The organism is Streptococcus oralis, from assembly GCF_023109005.1.
Taxonomy (GTDB): Bacteria; Bacillota; Bacilli; order Lactobacillales; family Streptococcaceae; genus Streptococcus; species Streptococcus oralis_BU.
Window position 1 is genome coordinate 115,389 of sequence record NZ_JALDTU010000007.1, and the last position, 17,683, is coordinate 133,071.

The window sequence follows — 17,683 nt, forward strand, 5'->3', positions numbered from 1 at the left end:
GCAAGCGCACCTTGCAAGCCTTGTTTTGGAACCATTCGAAACAACACAGCTCTAAAACTGTGTCCGTTTGAACGTTTCGACGCCATACGTTTTGGAACCATTCGAAACAACACAGCTCTAAAACCATGTATAGTGAAAATAGTGCCGTTATTGGGTTTTGGAACCATTCGAAACAACACAGCTCTAAAACCTTGTTGGCTGATGTCTTGAATTCGTTCAGGTTTTGGAACCATTCGAAACAACACAGCTCTAAAACCAGGAATCACAATTCCTGCACATGTCAGGGGTTTTGGAACCATTCGAAACAACACAGCTCTAAAACATGTCAAGCCCATTTCCCCAGCAAATCCAGGTTTTGGAACCATTCGAAACAACACAGCTCTAAAACTACCCGTATTACCATCGAATGTTCGAAAAGGTTTTGGAACCATTCGAAACAACACAGCTCTAAAACAGGTTTCAAGGACAGCGCTGGGCGTAACTGGGTTTTGGAACCATTCGAAACAACACAGCTCTAAAACAGAATGTCTTCGGGGGCAAAGTTAAAGGCTGTTTTGGAACCATTCGAAACAACACAGCTCTAAAACAGGAACTCCAGCGCCTTGCGAAATAGCAGAGTTTTGGAACCATTCGAAACAACACAGCTCTAAAACAGTTCGAACGAGAAATTGCTAATGGCGTTTGGTTTTGGAACCATTCGAAACAACACAGCTCTAAAACCTCGTAGAAAAAATTTTCTCACGAAATTTCGTAATCGCGCCATTCGTCCCAGCCAGACTTCAGCTCGTCAGGTTCCAATTGTTACTCTTATTATACCATATTTTCAGGGTTCAAGAAATAGTCAGAATCCAGCACATACTGTGGAAAATCATAGACTTTCCGAGGTTCGACAAATAAAACCCTTAGTTGATTGAGTTGGATATACTCTATCAAATTTACTAACTCATCCTTTGATAGATAGGCGGATGCATTGATGAAAACAAGGAGCTTCTTTTTCGAAAGATATTTAAAAACCTGGACAATTTCTAGCATCTTTTCAAAAGGTGTATCACTCAGGGTTTCGACTTTGACACCAAGTGCATCGATTAACTCTAGAATGGTAATTTCATCATACTCTAGGTCTAACTCGTTTTCCAAACACTCAAATGCCAGCAATTCTGTAATCGTAGCAACCAACTTTTCAATCATGGACTTGACTTCGGGCTTGTCATTGAGTTGATTTTCTAAATCAGCATGTATCAGCTTGAGCATGGCAGGTGAGTTGAGATTATATCCTAAGACATCCGTTATCAGTAGCAGCTCTGATTCTTTCAGATCTTTTAGATTTCTATCAAACAATTTCAACTCCCCATCATCAGTATATTGGTAGAACTGCTTGACGATTGTTGAAAAGGTAAACTGGTCCTCCAACACTAAAAAAGTTGCATTTTCAATAGTTAATGGTTCATCCAATAGCGGGAAATTAATCTTCATCTCTAGGCTCCTCTCCCAGAAAGACCAAGCGTGCGTCGGAGTTTGCTACGCTGGTATTTCGCTCACCATTTAAGTAAATCATGCGAGAAAACTGCTTTTCTGTAACGGTTAAGAGAGTAATGCTCCCTTTTTTAGGATTATGAGTTTTAAGGCGTTCAATCATGGCGTTATTAGCAGAGTTGTTGAGCAAGAGCTTGCTATAGATGGAGAATTGGTGCATGATAAATCCCTCATCTATGAGGAACTTCCGAAATTTCCGATAGGCCTTACGTTCCTCTACGGTATCAACTGGCATATCAAACATTAAAATCATACGCATATATCGATAACTCATATCCTAAACTCAGGAACTCCTTTCTCAGGTTGATTGAGAGCTTGGATGACTTTCTTAGTATAGTCACTGATGATATTGGACAGGTACATATCTTTACCATTGTAGTGAAAGGTATTTGAGAAAATAGTAAAAAGTTCTCGTTTGATTTTGATAAAAGAACTGTTTCGATTTTCATAGACAATTCTATCAATAATCGGACGGAAAGGCTCCATAATATCGCTAGCAAGGTTGAATTGATTGAACTGGTTGGCATGTTTCAAGCCAAACTGGGTCATACAGCCAGACAACACAATCTCACGCGCAAACATACTCAAAATCAAGGTGTAGCCGTAGTCCAAGGCAGCATTGATATCACTATCTTGCTCACGGCTGAAATCATTTCCAAACAAGGTGTTGAAATAAATACGAGCTGCGTGTCCCTCACGGTTACTAGGATCAAATAGATCTAATCCATGATAGAGATCGATGACGGACTGGCTCTTTTCCAGAAAACCACAACTCCCCAGATAAAAAGCCTGATTGAGAATTTTTTGTGCAATAATGGTGGTCCAAACTTGTGCTTTAGCCTCCTCGCACCATGAGATTTGCCGAGAGAGTTGCAAACTGGAATCGTGCCGACCGTAGTAGGGCATTAAGTATGCAGTTGGCAAGCGTTTATCATCACAAAAGATGACCAGAATATTTTCATCCACCAAACGTTTAATCAGCATGGTGGAGAGAACGATATCCGTCGTCTCCAAAAGAAGGATGTCCACCTCGGACAGGTGAATCAACTCTGTCCGAGAGGCATCTTTAAAAATCAAGTGATTGTTCTTGTAGGAGAGCTTAGAGTGTGTATTGACAACAACGGTTCTCCATCCCATTAGTCTTCTCCCAGTTTGCTTAAGTCAATCCGAGTCTCGTAGAGACCAGTGATGGATTGGTGGATGAGGGTGGCGTTGAGGATTTCGGATACAGTTGTGTATCGTTTTCGATCAACATCTTTGCCAAAAAATTTAAAGGCAGCAGGAGCACCCAAAGCAGTAAAGGTCAACAAATTGATAAACGAATTTGCTAGAATTTCTATATCTGCTTGCTTATTGTCTGCATATAAGTTCTTGATTTTCTCTAGATTTGCATCTGCGAGGACATATTTTTGAGAGAACTCAGATACAAGATTTAATAAATCCTTAAATTCATTTCGGTGTTTCTGAATATATTCTAAATGTCCTGGTTCGTCTAGTTTATAGACATTTTTAGAATGGTAGAGCAAGGTTGTTAAATATACTGGAAGCACTATTTCATTGCCTTTTTGAAGTTCTTTCGCACTTGCAAGTAGTCGTCTGCGACCATTTTCCAGTTCAAATAAACTATACTTAGGTAGGCAGAGGATGTTTTCTTTACGGACATTATGATAGCCTTTATTTTCAAGGAAAGTTATTGGATTCTCCTCAAAAGCGGCCTTTTCCATAATCGTGATACCAACTAGAGTTTTGATAGTCTTCAGTTTTTTCGCTTTTCCTTTTTCGATATCGGCAATGAGCAAGATTGAGTAGGCGATAACCGGACTATCAAATCCCCCATATTTAGTAGTGTCCCAAAGAATATCCTTTGTTTTTCGAGGGATTAGCTTATCAGAATTTCCCTTAGGAAGAATGGACTCTTTAGAGAAGCCACCTGTTTGCACCTCTCGCTTCTTCACAATATTCACCTGCGGAAGTGAAAGAACTTTTTTGATTGTAGCGAAATCTTTTTCCTTATTCCAAGCGATTTCTCCGGTATCTTTGGAGTATTCGATATTCTCTCTTTTTACGATAGTTCCGTCTGCGTAATGCACCTCTTCTTTAAAGAAGTTCAACAAGTTTGAGTAGAAGAAATACTTTTCAGTTGCTTTTTCGATTTCTTTAGGGTCTTTGGATCTTGAGATGTATCTCTTAAGATCGTACTTTTGATAGTCACCATAGACGAATTCAGGCTCTAGTTTAGGATATTTCTTGAGGATAGCCTTAGCCACTACGGCATTTAAGTAGGCATCATGTGCGTGGTGGTAGTCATTGATTTCCCGCACCTTATATAACCCAAATTCTTTACGGAAGTTGGAAACCAGGTTGGATTTCAAAGTGATGATTTTGACATTACGGTTCTTCTTATCCTTCTCAGTCACTTCTTTATTGAAGCGAGCATCCAAAATCTGTGCAACATGTTTTGTGATTTGGCGTGTTTCAACTAGTTGGCGTTTGATAAAGCCAACTTTATCAAGCTCATTTAGCCCGCCTCGTTCAGCCTTGGTTAAATTGTTAAATTTACGGTAGGAAATCAATTTGAAATCCAATAATTGTTGCCAAAAAGCTTTCATCTTTTCAACTACTTCAAGACTAGGAACATTATCGGATTTCCCACGATTTTCTTTTGAACTCGTCAAGACACGGTTATCAAGAGAATCATCCTTGATAAAGGCTTGTGGGACGATGTGGTCAATGTCATAGCTGCTCAGTTGGTTGATGTCAAGAGCTTCTCCAGTATACATATCCTTCCCGTTTTGGAGATAGTAAAGGAAGAGACGGTCGTTTTGAAGTTGAATATTATCTGTTGGATGTTCCTTTAATATAGTTGAATCAAGCCCAGGAGCTAGATTTTTTAGTGCATCTTCAATGCGCTTATATCTCTGTTGGGAATTCTTTTTACCTTTAGCAGTGGTTTGATTTTCACGCGCCATTTCAATGACAATGGACTCAGGTTCGTGACCCATAACCTTGACAAGTTCATCAACGATCTTGATACTTTGTAAAATTCCCTTTTTAATGGCAGGGCTTCCTGGAAGTTCCTGAACAACTTGTTTCACATCATTTGTCTTACCAACCACTTGTGCTTTTTGGATAATTTCTTTGAAGGATAGTCCGTCATCATTGATTAACTGCATAAAGTTGCGATTGTTCTTACCGTCATCAATCAGGTAGTCAAGAATCGTTTTACCAGTTTGTTTATCACAGATACCGTTAATCAGTTTGGCAGAGAGTTTTCCCCAACCAGTATAATGTCGACGAGTTAGTGCTTTGATTACTTTTCCATCAAAGAGAGAGTCATATTGAGCAAGGCGTTGCTTGATCATCTCACGATCTTCAAAGATAGTTAGCGTGTGGACGATATTTTCAAGAATCTCTTCATTTTTAGGGTCATCCATAAACTCTTTATCTTTGGTAATCTTGAGTAAATCATGATAAGTAGAAAGACTAGCGTTAAATTGTTTTTCAATTCCTTTTAGTTCGATTCCATCGTAGCCATCAACATTGTGTAGAAACTGGATGATGTCTTTTTCAGTTACTTTTCTTTTCTCTTTGAATAATTGCTCGACAATTTGCCTCTTCTGCCCACTATCAAGGAATTGATAGTCTCTCAATCCTTCTGCAATAAATTTTACTTTTGTTAATTCATTATAGACAGCAAATGTTTCATACAAGAGACTATGCTTAGGCAAAACTTTTTCCTCTGGCAAATACAAGTCATAGTTAGTCATCTTATTGATGAAGTCTTCCGCAGAGCTTGCTTTATCAACAATTTCTTCAAAATTCCAAGGTCTTATTGCTTGATCAGAATTTCGAGTAAGCCAAGCAAAATCACGATTGCCACGAGCCAATGGGCCAACATAGTAAGGAATACGGAAGGTCAAGATTTTCTCTATCTTTTCTTTGTTTTCCTTCAGAAATGGATAATGTTCTCCTTGCCGACGGAGAATGGCATTCATCTCTTGAAGATGAATTTGGTGAGGAATAGAACCATTATCAAAGGTGCGTTGTTTTCTCAAGAAATCTTCACGTTCAATTTTATCCAGGAAATAGTCTGCCCCTTTAACATTATTTAAAATGCTCTTGAGATATTTATAAAATTCTTCCTCAGTTGCTAATTTACCATTTCTTTTACGTACTTTTAAATCAACCCCGACATATCCTGCATAACCATTTTTGCTATCGTCAGAAAAAACTTCATCATATTTTTCTGGAAGATTGTTTTTGATGAATTGTTTTAAAGATGCCAAATCTTTTTGGTGATTTTCATAGCGCTCAATCATAGATGCTGATAGCGGGGCCTTGGTTGAAGGATCTGTAACGGTTAAGATTCCTGATAGAAGAATAGCATCATAGAGTTTTTTAGCGGCCTCGAAAAGCTCTGCAAAACTATCTCCAATTTGTCCGAGTAAGTTTTCCAAATCTTCATCATAGGTATCTTTAGAGAATTGTAGTGGAGCTTTTTCTTCCAAGTCAAAATGTTTTTTAAACTCAGCTTGATTTCCTACAATTAACTTGAGAAATTCCGAAAATAAACCAGTGGACTTTTCATCAGGAAAGAGTTTTAGAACGCGTTCTCTCTTTGCAGATTTACTAATTTTATCAGTAAAAATTGCTTCTACTTGTGCGTCTTGTCCACTAAGTGAACTTCCTTCAAAGGTGTTGTCGTAAATGCTTATAAACTCGTTAAAGATTTTTTGGATATCATTGTTTTTAATATCGAAAGATTCTTCATATAAAAAATGTCCGCGGTATTTAATCATATGAGCTAATGCTAGATAGATTAAGCGCAAGTCAGTTCTTTCTTTTGAATCTGCTAATTGCTTTCTCAAATGATAGATAGTTGGAAATTGCTTATGGTATTTTTTTTCTTCTGCCAAGGTAGCAAAAATAGGATATTTACTCCCTCTTTTGTCCTCAGGAATTAAAAAGGAGTCATCCAATCGATGAAAGAAACTACTATCCACCTTGCTTATTTCCTCAGAAAAGATTTCTTGAAGATAGCGAAGACGATTTTTCCGGCGGGTATAGCGACGACGTGCAGTTCGTTTAAGGCGTCTAGCTTCAGCAGTAGTTCCCTCATCAAACAATAGAGTCCCGATGAGATTTTTCTTGATAAAGTGTTTATCGGTATTGCCCAAAACTTTCATCTTTTTCGATGGGACTTTATAATCGTCAGTGATAACACTCCATCCGACACTGTTAGTTCCGATATCAAGTCCGATAGAGTAATTTTTGTTTTCCATGTATAAAAACCTCCGTTGTATTTGTATTAAGATATAATTTAAAAATTAAGAAATGAGAGCTTTGATTAAGTCAATGCACCCCTTCATAAACTTTACTAACTCAGTTAGAATAGCTAAATTATCTTTAGTAAATTTGAATTTCTTCAAAACAATCTCCTTAAAATACAATCTCAATTATATTTTAGCATTTCCAATGAGAATTTCAATAAAATAATGATATATTTGTGGAAATCTGTTAGAATTATTAAGGGGTTGTATTTTAGTTTTAGAACTGTATTGTTTCAAATGAGGATAAACAAGCTTTTTGTCGTATCTGTAAAATAATTTACATTTCACTTGATAATCTTTGACAAGTATAGTACAATGAAATTGTTGGAACTATTCGAAACAACACAGCAAGTTAAAATAAGGCTTTGTCCGTACACAACTTGAAAAAGTGCGCGCCGATTCGGTGCTTTTTATTTTATTATACTAACTCATTGTACTCCTATTTTTATAAAAAAACAAATAATATCATAGCGCTTTCATGAAGTTTGAGACCGTTTCGATGGAGTTTATAAGTAAGTGAACTGAGAAATACGGATTCCTTTTTAAGTAGATGTTCTAAAGAATAGCAATATAAAATAAAAAGAACTGGGATAATTAACTATCCTAGTTCTTTTTTATATGAACTGTTCTTCTATTCCCCCTCAGCTAACTCTTTTCCGAGTTGGATGAGGTAGTCTTTCAAGTCGTCTTTGACTTGTGGGTGTTTGAGAGCGTAGTCGATCGATGTTTTCATAAAGCCAAACTTATCTCCGACATCGTAACGAGCCCCTTTGAACTCACGAGCAAATACACGTTGTGTTTTATTGAGGGTGTCGATTGCATCTGTCAGCTGAATTTCATTTCCTGCACCTGGAGCTTGATTTTCGAGGATTTGGAAAATTTCAGGAGTGAGGAGGTAGCGTCCGATAATAGCAAGGTCGCTAGGAGCATCCTCTGGCGCTGGTTTTTCAACGAAGGTTTCAACGCTGTAAAGGCCGTCTTTTCCTTCGCCTTGCGGAGCAATAACCCCGTAAGCAGATACTTCGTCATGAGGGACTGGCATAACAGCGATAGTAGACGCGTGGGTACGCTCGTAGTCATCCATGAGTTGTTTGGTGAGCGGAACAGCTTTTTCGTTGGTGATATCCATCAAGTCATCACCAAGCATAACGATAAAGGGTTCATTTCCAACGAAAGCCTTGGCTTGCAAAACGGCATCGCCGAGACCACGTGGATGCGTTTGGCGGATAAAATGTAGGCGCATGCCAGTTGTTTCATCAACTAGCTTTAAAAGATCTGTTTTCCCTTTTTCTTTGAGGTTGTATTCCAATTCGAAGTTTGAGTCGAAATGGTCCTCAATAGAACGTTTTGACTTACCCGTAACAACCAAAATGTCTTCGATACCAGATTTGAGAGCTTCTTCAACGATAAACTGGATAGTTGGCTTGTCTACGATTGGCAACATTTCCTTGGCCAAGGCCTTAGTTGCTGGGAGGAAGCGAGTTCCCAATCCAGCGGCAGGGATGACTGCTTTTCTGACTTGTTGTTTCATAAATGTTCCTTTCTATAAGGGTCTAAGACCATTCGTTTTCTGCTTTAAATTCATTGTTCATGATGTCAGTGATTGCTTCTTTGATATTGACACCTTCGTAGATAACTCGGTAAATAGCCTGTGTGATCGGCATGTAGACACCCAATTCCTGAGCCAGTTCGTAAGCTGCTCGAGTTGTTGAAATTCCTTCAATGACCATACCCATGTTGGCTTCGATGTCTGCTAGGGATTCTCCACGGCCGAGAGCGTCACCGGCTCTCCAGTTACGAGAGTGGACAGATGTCCCCGTTACAATCAAATCCCCAACTCCAGAAAGCCCGCTATAAGTTAGAGGATTTGCCCCAAGAGCGACTCCTAGACGGGTGATTTCTGCCAAGCCACGGGCAATGATAGCCGCCTTGGCATTGTCGCCAAACCCTAGTCCATGTAATGCACCAGCACCAACTGCGATGATGTTTTTAAGAGCACCAGCGGTTTCAACCCCGATAACGTCCGTATTTGTATAGAGGCGGAAGTAGTGATTGCTAAAGAGATTTTGGACGTACTGAGCAGTTTCGAGGTCTTTAGAGGCTGCTGTGATCAAGGTAATATCCCGTACAATAGTTTCCTCAGCATGGCTCGGTCCTGAAACAACGACGATATCACTGCGAAGGTCAGCTGGGATTTCCTCTTCAAGAATGGTTGATAGACGTTTGTGGCTATCTGGTTCCAAGCCTTTGGAGGCATGCATGATGATAACCTTGTGATCGAGTACCTTTGCTACTTGTCGGGCAACCAGTCTCGTTACTTTTGTTGGGACCACAAATAAAACAGCATCCACATCCTTTAGTGTTTCTTCCAAGTCATGATAGGCTTTGATCTTTTCGTCGAGTAGGATATCTTTGAAATAGCGTTTGTTTGTATGTTGGTTATTGATTTCATCGATCTGGTCAGAAATATTTCCCCAAATTCGAACCTCGTGTCCATTGTCGTTTAGGACTTGCGAAAGGGCGGTCCCCCAAGAACCAGGACCCAAGACAGCGATGGTTTGTTTCTTCATCTTTTCCTCCTTGTAAGAGTTCTTCCTTTCATTTTACCATAAAAAGCCTTTTCATGCATCACCTGTATATGAAAGCGCACTAATTTATAATAAGGAGACTTCTTTGACAAGATTCCTCTTTTTTGCTAGAATAGCATCAATATGAACGAATGAGAAGGAGCTGACGCAAGATGTCGCTCCCTTTATCTATTTTATTAGGAGGAAATATGCTCATTAAAAAAATAAAAACCTATAAATGGCAAGCCTTGGCATCCTTAATGATGACAGGCTTGATGGTTACGAGTTCGCTCTTGCAACCGCGCTATTTGCAAGAGGTGTTAGAGGCTTTGTTGGCCGGGCAAAATGAGGCTATTTATAGTATTGGCGCTTGGCTGATAGGAGTAGCCCTAGTCGGTCTGGTTGCAGGTGGGGTCAATGTAACGCTTGCAGCCTACATTGCTCAAGGAGTGTCTTCGGATCTTCGGGAAGACGCCTTTCGCAAGATTCAGACCTTTTCTTATGCCAATATCGAGCAGTTTAATGCGGGTAATCTTGTCGTCCGTATGACCAATGATATCAACCAAATTCAGAATGTGGTGATGATGGCTTTTCAAATCCTCTTCCGTCTCCCTCTTCTCTTTATCGGTTCCTTTATCTTGGCGGTTCATACTCTTCCATCACTTTGGTGGGTGATTGTCCTCATGGTGCTCCTAATCTTTGCACTAACAGCCATCATGATGGGGATGATGGGGCCACGATTTGCTAAGTTTCAAACTCTTCTTGAACGGATCAATGCTATCGCCAAAGAAAATCTACGTGGTGTGCGCGTGGTCAAATCCTTTGTACAGGAAAAAGCACAATTTGACAAATTTACTGAGGTTTCAGATGAACTTCTCGGGCAAAATCTTTATATCGGTTATGCCTTCTCAGTTATAGAACCTGTTATGATGCTAGTCGGCTATGGAGCGGTCTTCCTCTCTATCTGGTTGGTGGCAGGCATGGCTCAGTCAGATCCATCTGTTGTGGGCTCTATTGCTTCCTTTATCAACTATCTCAGCCAGATTATCTTTACCATCATCATGGTTGGATTTTTAGGAAATTCTGTCAGCCGTGCCATGATTTCCTTGCGTCGTATCCGCGAAATTCTAGATACCGAGCCAGCGATGACCTTTAAAGATCTCCCAGATGAGGAGTTAGAAGGAAGTCTCTCTTTTGAAAATGTAACCTTCACCTATCCCAATGACGATGAGCCTATGCTGAAGAATGTAACCTTTGAAATTGCGCCTGGTCAGATGATCGGTGTGGTTGGGGCTACTGGAGCAGGGAAGTCCACTCTAGCTCAGTTAATTCCACGACTTTTTGATCCACAGGAGGGATCTATCAAGATTGGTGGCAAGGATATTCGAGACGTCAGCGAGGGAACCTTGCGTAAAACAGTTTCCATCGTCTTGCAACGTGCTATTCTCTTTAGTGGGACAATTGCAGATAATCTTCGTCAAGGAAAAGGAAATGCCAGCGTGTCAGAAATGGAACGTGCAGCACGGATTGCCCAAGCCAGCGAATTTATCGGACGCATGGAAAACAAATTTGAGAGTCAGGTCGAAGAACGTGGCACCAACTTTTCTGGTGGACAAAAACAACGGATGTCCATTGCCCGTGGGATTGTCAGCAATCCCCGTATCCTGATTTTTGACGATTCGACTTCAGCCCTAGATGCAAAGTCAGAAAGACTCGTACAGGAAGCTTTGAATAAAGACCTGAAAGGGACGACAACCATTATCATCGCTCAAAAGATCAGTTCAGTCGTCCATGCAGATAAGATTTTGGTCTTGGACCAAGGACGATTGATTGGTCAAGGCACACATGCAGACTTGGTAGCTAACAACGCCATCTACCGCGAAATCTACGAAACACAAAAGGGAAAGGAGGAATAAAATGAAAACAGTGCGATTTTTCTGGAATTACTTTAAAGTTTACAAGCTCTCCTTTGTCATTGTGATTCTGATGGTTGCAGTTGCGACGATTGCCCAAGCCCTCTTTCCAGTTTTTTCAGGTCAAGCAGTGACGGAGCTCGCTAACCTAGTTTTAGCTTATCAAAATGGAACTTCCGAACTAGCCTGGCAGAGTTTATCAGCTCTGATGCTGAATCTAGCTCTAGTTGTCCTCGCCTTAGTGGTATCCAGTTTGATTTACATGACCTTGATGACCTGTGTGATTGCCGAGTCGACAAATGAGATGCGTAAGGGCCTTTTTGGTAAACTTTCCCGTTTGACGGTTTCTTTCTTTGACCGCCATCATGATGGCGATATCCTTTCTCGCTTCACGAGTGACTTGGACAACATCCTTCAAGCCTTCAATGAAAGCTTAGTTCAGGTCATGAGCAATATTGCTCTTTACATCGGTTTGATTTTTGTCATGTTTTCAAGAAATGTGACGCTCGCCCTGATAACAGTAGCCAGCACCCCAGTGGCCTTTCTCATGTTGGTCTTCATCGTGAAAATGGCCCGCAAGTACACCAATCTCCAGCAAAAAGAGGTTGGGAAACTAAACGCCTACATGGATGAGAGTATTTCTGGACAGAAAGCTGTTATCGTACAAGGAATTCAAGACGACATCGTAGCAGGCTTTGTGGAGCAAAATGAGCGCGTGCGCAAGGCAACTTTTAAAGGGAGAATGTTCTCAGGTATCCTCTTTCCAGTCATGAATGGGATGAGCTTGGTTAATACGGCCATCGTCATTTTTGTAGGTTCGGCTGTCTTGCTGAACGATCCAAGTATCGAAACAACGACAGCCCTAGGTTTGATCGTCATGTTTACCCAATTTTCTCAGCAGTACTACCAGCCGATTATCCAGGTGGCTGCGAGTTGGGGGAGCCTCCAGTTGGCCTTTACTGGGGCGGATCGTATCCAAGAAATGTTCGATGCAGAAGAAGAAATCCGTCCGCAAAATGCACCAGCCTTTACGGAATTACGAGAAGGTGTTGAAATCAGTCACATTGATTTTTCTTATTTGCCTGACAAGCCGATTTTAAAAGATGTTAGCATTTCAGCTCCTAAGGGGCAGATGATAGCAGTTGTTGGCCCGACTGGCTCGGGGAAAACGACCATCATGAACCTCATCAATCGTTTCTACGATGTGGATGCAGGTAGCATTTCCTTTGATGGGAAAGACATTCGTGACTACGACTTGGATAGCCTGCGGAGTAAGGTCGGGATTGTCTTGCAGGATTCGGTCTTGTTTAGTGGAACAATCCGAGACAATATCCGCTTTGGTGTGCCAGATGCCAGTCAGGAAATGGTCGAAGCGGCTGCCAAGGCAACTCATATTCATGACTATATCGAAAGCTTGCCTGACAAGTATGATACCCTTATTGATGATGATCAAAATATCTTCTCGACTGGGCAGAAACAATTGATTTCCATCGCTCGGACCTTGATGACAGATCCTCAAGTCCTAATCTTAGACGAAGCGACTTCCAATGTCGATACCGTAACAGAAAGTAAGATTCAACATGCCATGGAGGCAGTAGTAGCAGGTCGAACCAGTTTTGTCATTGCCCATCGTCTCAAGACCATCCTCAATGCAGATCAGATTATTGTCCTCAAAGATGGAGAGGTCATTGAACGTGGAAATCATCACGAGTTGCTCAAACTCGGCGGCTTCTATTCAGAACTGTATCACAATCAATTTGTCTTCGAATAAAAAAGAAGTTGTCCTCATTGGGCAGCTTTTTCTTGTCCATAAAAAATACTTATCACGGTCTTTAAAAAAACATATTAGACAGGAAAAGGTTGGAGTGATAAGATAAGACTGTCGCAGAAAATCGAAAGGAGACACATCATGGCTAGAACGGTTGTAGGAGTTGCTGCAAATCTATGTCCTGTAGATGCAGAAGGGAAAAACATTCATTCATCTGTATCCTGTAAATTTGCAGAGAGCATTCGTCAAGTCGGAGGTCTCCCTTTAGTGATTCCTGTTGGTGATGAGTCCGTTGTGCGCGATTATGTGGAAATGATTGACAAACTCATCTTGACAGGTGGGCAAAATGTCCATCCTCAGTTTTATGGAGAGAAAAAAACCATTGAGAGCGATGATTACAACCTAGTGCGAGATGAGTTTGAACTGGCCCTCTTGAAAGAAGCGCTCCGTCAGGATAAGCCCATTTTAGCAATCTGCCGTGGTGTCCAGCTGGTCAATGTTGCTTTTGGCGGCACCCTCCACCAAGAAATTGAGGGCCACTGGCAAGGCTTGCCTTTCGGGACATCTCATTCTATTGAGACAGTAGAAGGAAGCGTGGTGGCTAAGTTGTTTGGCAAAGAAAGTCAGGTCAACTCAGTCCATCGTCAAAGTATCAAAGACCTAGCACCTAATTTCCGTGTGACAGCTATTGATCCAAGAGACCAGACCATCGAAGCGATTGAGTCTATCGACGAGCATCGTATCATTGGTTTGCAGTGGCATCCAGAGTTTTTGGTCAATGAAGAGGACGGCAATTTAGAACTATTTGAGTATTTATTAAATGAATTGTAACGGTTAGAATATCTAGCCGTTTTTATTCGTCCTTTCAGATTTTTTGTATTTTAGCGTTTTTACGCAAACGTTTGAATTATGATAAAAATTGGGCAAATTCAATAAAAAAGCTTGAAAAAATCGAAGGTAAGCGTTATGATAGAAAAGAAGAAATATTGGAGGATTATCATGTCACATATTAAATTTGATTATTCAAAAGTTTTAGACAAATTTGTTGCCCCACATGAAGTGGAATACATGCAAGCACAAGTAACAGCTGCAGACGAATTGATTCGTAAAGGAACTGGTGCTGGTAGCGACTTTTTGGGTTGGTTGGACCTTCCTGAAAATTATGACCGCGAAGAATTCGACCGCATCTTGAAAGCTGCTGAGCAAATTAAATCAGACAGCGATGTTTTGGTTGTAATCGGTATCGGTGGATCTTACCTTGGTGCCAAAGCAGCCATCGACTTCTTGAACCACCACTTTGCTAACTTACAAACAAAAGAAGAGCGTAAAGCGCCACAAATCCTTTACGCTGGAAACTCAATTTCATCTACTTACCTTGCTGACTTGGTAGAGTACGTAGCTGACAAAGACTTCTCAGTAAACGTGATTTCTAAATCAGGTACAACAACAGAACCAGCCATCGCTTTCCGTGTCTTTAAAGAACTCTTGGTTAAGAAATACGGTCAAGAAGAAGCTAACAAACGTATCTACGCTACAACTGACCGCCAAAAAGGTGCTGTTAAGGTTGAAGCAGATGCCAACGGTTGGGAAACATTTGTTGTTCCAGATGACATCGGTGGACGCTTCTCAGTCTTGACAGCAGTTGGTTTGCTTCCAATCGCTGCATCAGGAGCTGACATCAAAGCCCTTATGGAAGGTGCGAATGCAGCTCGTAAAGACTACACTTCAGACAAGATTGCTGAAAATGAAGCTTATCAATACGCAGTAGTTCGTAACATCCTTTACCGCAAAGGCTACGCTACTGAAATCTTGGTAAACTACGAGCCATCACTTCAATACTTCTCAGAATGGTGGAAACAATTGGCTGGTGAGTCAGAAGGGAAAGACCAAAAAGGTATTTACCCAACTTCAGCAAACTTCTCAACTGACTTGCACTCATTGGGTCAATTTATCCAAGAAGGAACTCGTATCATGTTTGAAACAGTTGTTCGTGTTGACAAACCACGTAAGAACGTGATCATTCCTACTTTGGAAGAAGACCTTGACGGACTTGGTTACCTTCAAGGAAAAGACGTTGACTTTGTAAACAAAAAAGCAACTGACGGTGTTCTTCTTGCCCACACAGACGGTGATGTACCAAACATGTACGTAACCCTTCCAGAGCAAGATGCCTTCACTCTTGGCTACACGATCTACTTCTTCGAATTGGCTATCGCCCTTTCAGGTTACTTGAATGCCATCAACCCATTTGACCAACCAGGTGTTGAAGCATACAAACGCAACATGTTTGCCCTTCTTGGAAAACCAGGATTTGAAGAATTGAGCAAAGAGCTTAACGCACGTCTATAATAAAAGAAAAGAGTGGCCTGACCACTCTTTTTACTCTCTTTATCCGTAGAAATTGGACTCAGGAGAGACTTGTGATATAATATAGAAAGCAAAAAGGCAGACGCCTAGAGACTTTATAGGAGAAGCTATGTCAAAAGATATCCGCGTACGCTACGCACCAAGTCCAACAGGACTACTACACATCGGAAATGCCCGTACAGCATTGTTTAACTACCTTTACGCACGCCATCATGGTGGAACTTTTATCATTCGTATCGAAGATACTGACCGTAAACGCCATGTTGAGGATGGAGAACGTTCACAGCTTGAAAATCTTCGTTGGTTAGGAATGGATTGGGATGAAAGTCCAGAAACTCATGAAAACTATCGCCAGTCAGAGCGTTTGGAACTCTATCAAAAATACATCTACCAATTGCTAGCTGAAGGAAAAGCCTACAAATCTTACGTTACAGAAGAAGAGTTGGCAGCTGAGCGCGAACGCCAAGAAGCAGCTGGCGAAACACCACGCTACATCAATGAATATCTTGGCATGAGCGAAGAAGAAAAGGCGGCTTACATTGCAGAACGTGAAGCAGCTGGTATCATCCCAACTGTCCGTTTGGCTGTCAATGAGTCTGGTATCTACAAATGGCACGATATAGTCAAAGGTGATATCGAGTTTGAAGGTGGCAATATTGGTGGTGACTGGGTTATTCAAAAGAAAGACGGTTACCCAACTTACAATTTTGCTGTTGTGATTGATGATCACGATATGCAAATTTCTCATGTTATCCGTGGAGATGACCACATTGCCAACACCCCAAAACAGCTTATGGTTTATGAGGCTCTTGGTTGGGAAGCTCCAGAGTTCGGTCACATGACTTTGATCATCAACTCTGAAACGGGTAAAAAATTGTCTAAACGCGACACCAACACCCTTCAGTTTATCGAAGACTACCGTAAAAAAGGCTATTTGCCAGAAGCAGTCTTTAACTTTATTGCTCTTCTTGGTTGGAACCCAGGTGGCGAAGATGAAATCTTCTCACGTGAGGAATTGATTAAACTCTTTGATGAAAATCGTCTCAGCAAGTCACCAGCAGCCTTCGATCAGAAAAAACTAGACTGGATGAGCAACGACTACATCAAGAGAGCTGACTTAGCAACTATCTTTGAGATGGCAAAACCATTCCTAAAAGAAGCAGGGCGTTTGACTGACAAGTCTGAAAAAATGGTGGAACTCTACAAACCACAAATGAAGTCAGTGGATGAAATTGTTCCATTGACAGATCTTTTCTTTGCAGATTTCCCAGAGTTGACAGACGCTGAGCGCGAGGTCATGGCAGGAGAAACCGTTCCGGTTGTTCTAGAAGCCTTCAAAGCGAAACTAGAAGCAATGACAGATGAGGAATTTGTGACAGAAAACATCTTCCCGCAAATCAAAGCAGTTCAAAAAGAAACAGGTATCAAAGGAAAAAATCTCTTCATGCCGATTCGTATTGCTGTATCAGGTGAAATGCATGGACCAGAACTTCCAGATACGATTTACCTATTAGGTCGTGAAAAATCTATCCAGCATATCGATAACATGCTCAAAGAGATTTCTAAGTAAAAAGGACTTCCAATGGATACTTGGGAAAAGATGTATGAAGAAGCACGAACCTTATTCAATCCCCATGAAGTTTCTGACTTTGTTTATGCTAACCATGTTGTTGCTGCGATAGAAGCAGAAGATGGTCAAATCTTCACAGGATTCTGTATGGAGGGCACTTGTGGCGTTTTTCATCTTTGTGCAGAACGAGCGGCTCTCTTCAATATGTATCAATTTTCAGGAAAAACTAAAGTTAAGAAAATCCTCGCCTTTCGAGATAAACCTTCCTACGGCGAAGGATCAGGTATGCCCTGTGGCGCATGCAGAGAATTTCTCTTAGAATTGAATGCTGAAAATAAAGAAGCAGAGTTCATGATGGACTACAAAACAAGAAAAACAATCAAAGTTGCCGAGTTGATCCCATACTGGTGGGGAGAGGAACGTGCGACTAATTGGCAAGATAAATAGAAGGAGTCAGTTTTACTGGCTCTTTTCCCTTATTTTTTCAGAATTTCGGTAAAGAGGAAAAAAGTTCTTGACAAAGGAGGAAAAGTAGGTATAATAGAAAGAGTTGAAAAACTCAAGGTCCGTTGGTCAAGGGGTTAAGACACCGCCTTTTCACGGCGGTAACACGGGTTCGAATCCCGTACGGACTA

Annotated in this window: 12 protein-coding genes, 1 tRNA gene and 1 CRISPR repeat array (1 of these 14 running past the window's edge); of the genes, 7 read left to right on the forward strand and 6 right to left on the reverse strand. The window is 41.0% G+C overall.

What is annotated here, in order from left to right:
- Positions 1-720: a CRISPR direct-repeat array (repeat unit 36 nt; unit sequence GTTTTGGAACCATTCGAAACAACACAGCTCTAAAAC) (it extends 44 nt beyond the left edge of the window).
- A 90-nt stretch (positions 721-810) separates the two neighbouring features.
- The 6 genes from csn2 to M1F56_RS07905 all read right to left on the reverse strand — a co-directional run bounded on the left by csn2 (position 811) and on the right by M1F56_RS07905 (position 9,433).
- On the reverse strand, positions 811-1,473 hold the full coding sequence (csn2, locus tag M1F56_RS07880; protein ID WP_247917359.1) for a type II-A CRISPR-associated protein Csn2: 663 nt from the start codon (positions 1,471-1,473) through the stop codon (positions 811-813).
- The gene (gene cas2 / locus M1F56_RS07885; RefSeq protein WP_084874084.1) at positions 1,463-1,807 is read right to left on the reverse strand and encodes a CRISPR-associated endonuclease Cas2; all 345 of its coding nucleotides are present in this window, start codon (positions 1,805-1,807) and stop codon (positions 1,463-1,465) included. The genes csn2 and cas2 overlap by 11 nt, the downstream gene beginning before the upstream one ends.
- Positions 1,804-2,670 (reverse strand): type II CRISPR-associated endonuclease Cas1, encoded by an 867-nt coding sequence (gene cas1 / locus M1F56_RS07890; RefSeq protein ID WP_247917360.1) that lies wholly within the window; start codon positions 2,668-2,670, stop codon positions 1,804-1,806. The genes cas2 and cas1 overlap by 4 nt, the downstream gene beginning before the upstream one ends.
- On the reverse strand, positions 2,670-6,815 hold the full coding sequence (gene cas9, locus M1F56_RS07895) for a type II CRISPR RNA-guided endonuclease Cas9 (protein WP_247917361.1): 4,146 nt from the start codon (positions 6,813-6,815) through the stop codon (positions 2,670-2,672). Before cas9 ends, cas1 begins: the two co-directional genes overlap by 1 nt.
- A 679-nt stretch (positions 6,816-7,494) precedes the next feature.
- Positions 7,495-8,394, reverse strand: a complete 900-nt coding sequence (galU, locus tag M1F56_RS07900) for a UTP--glucose-1-phosphate uridylyltransferase GalU (RefSeq protein ID WP_247917362.1) — start codon at positions 8,392-8,394, stop codon at positions 7,495-7,497.
- A gap of 22 nt (positions 8,395-8,416) precedes the next feature.
- Entirely contained in the window at positions 8,417-9,433 is a 1,017-nt protein-coding gene (locus M1F56_RS07905) for an NAD(P)H-dependent glycerol-3-phosphate dehydrogenase (RefSeq protein ID WP_247917363.1), read from the reverse strand.
- Between the two features lie 206 nt (positions 9,434-9,639).
- Here M1F56_RS07905 and M1F56_RS07910 point away from each other — a divergent pair, with 206 nt between their 5' ends.
- The 7 genes from M1F56_RS07910 (at position 9,640) to M1F56_RS07940 (ending at position 17,683) form a co-directional block, all read left to right on the forward strand.
- Positions 9,640-11,346 (forward strand): ABC transporter ATP-binding protein, encoded by a 1,707-nt coding sequence (locus M1F56_RS07910; protein WP_247917364.1) that lies wholly within the window; start codon positions 9,640-9,642, stop codon positions 11,344-11,346.
- A gap of 1 nt (position 11,347) precedes the next feature.
- Positions 11,348-13,114: an ABC transporter ATP-binding protein gene (locus M1F56_RS07915; RefSeq protein WP_247917365.1), complete on the forward strand. Its 1,767-nt coding sequence runs from the start codon at positions 11,348-11,350 to the stop codon at positions 13,112-13,114.
- A 138-nt stretch (positions 13,115-13,252) separates the two neighbouring features.
- The gene (locus M1F56_RS07920) at positions 13,253-13,942 is read left to right on the forward strand and encodes a gamma-glutamyl-gamma-aminobutyrate hydrolase family protein (RefSeq protein ID WP_220107370.1); all 690 of its coding nucleotides are present in this window, start codon (positions 13,253-13,255) and stop codon (positions 13,940-13,942) included.
- Positions 13,943-14,110: 168 nt separating this feature from the next.
- Complete coding sequence (locus M1F56_RS07925) at positions 14,111-15,460, forward strand: glucose-6-phosphate isomerase (RefSeq protein ID WP_247917366.1); 1,350 nt, start codon at positions 14,111-14,113, stop codon at positions 15,458-15,460.
- Positions 15,461-15,587: 127 nt separating this feature from the next.
- Positions 15,588-17,048 (forward strand): glutamate--tRNA ligase, encoded by a 1,461-nt coding sequence (gene gltX / locus M1F56_RS07930; protein WP_247917367.1) that lies wholly within the window; start codon positions 15,588-15,590, stop codon positions 17,046-17,048.
- Positions 17,049-17,060: 12 nt separating this feature from the next.
- Entirely contained in the window at positions 17,061-17,495 is a 435-nt protein-coding gene (locus tag M1F56_RS07935) for a cytidine deaminase family protein (protein ID WP_247917368.1), read from the forward strand.
- 116 nt (positions 17,496-17,611) lie between these two features.
- Positions 17,612-17,683 (forward strand) — tRNA-Glu (locus M1F56_RS07940).

What these genes read in the sequence shown, in the direction of transcription:
- csn2 (WP_247917359.1), bottom strand. Translation starts at nt 1,473, where the DNA reads ATGAAGATTAATTTCCCGCTATTGGATGAACCATTAACTATTGAAAAT.
- cas2 (WP_084874084.1), bottom strand. Translation starts at nt 1,807, where the DNA reads ATGAGTTATCGATATATGCGTATGATTTTAATGTTTGATATGCCAGTT.
- cas1 (WP_247917360.1), bottom strand. Translation starts at nt 2,670, where the DNA reads ATGGGATGGAGAACCGTTGTTGTCAATACACACTCTAAGCTCTCCTAC.
- cas9 (WP_247917361.1), bottom strand. Translation starts at nt 6,815, where the DNA reads ATGGAAAACAAAAATTACTCTATCGGACTTGATATCGGAACTAACAGT.
- galU (WP_247917362.1), bottom strand. Translation starts at nt 8,394, where the DNA reads ATGAAACAACAAGTCAGAAAAGCAGTCATCCCTGCCGCTGGATTGGGA.
- M1F56_RS07905 (WP_247917363.1), bottom strand. Translation starts at nt 9,433, where the DNA reads ATGAAGAAACAAACCATCGCTGTCTTGGGTCCTGGTTCTTGGGGGACC.
- M1F56_RS07910 (WP_247917364.1), top strand. Translation starts at nt 9,640, where the DNA reads ATGCTCATTAAAAAAATAAAAACCTATAAATGGCAAGCCTTGGCATCC.
- M1F56_RS07915 (WP_247917365.1), top strand. Translation starts at nt 11,348, where the DNA reads ATGAAAACAGTGCGATTTTTCTGGAATTACTTTAAAGTTTACAAGCTC.
- M1F56_RS07920 (WP_220107370.1), top strand. Translation starts at nt 13,253, where the DNA reads ATGGCTAGAACGGTTGTAGGAGTTGCTGCAAATCTATGTCCTGTAGAT.
- M1F56_RS07925 (WP_247917366.1), top strand. Translation starts at nt 14,111, where the DNA reads ATGTCACATATTAAATTTGATTATTCAAAAGTTTTAGACAAATTTGTT.
- gltX (WP_247917367.1), top strand. Translation starts at nt 15,588, where the DNA reads ATGTCAAAAGATATCCGCGTACGCTACGCACCAAGTCCAACAGGACTA.
- M1F56_RS07935 (WP_247917368.1), top strand. Translation starts at nt 17,061, where the DNA reads ATGGATACTTGGGAAAAGATGTATGAAGAAGCACGAACCTTATTCAAT.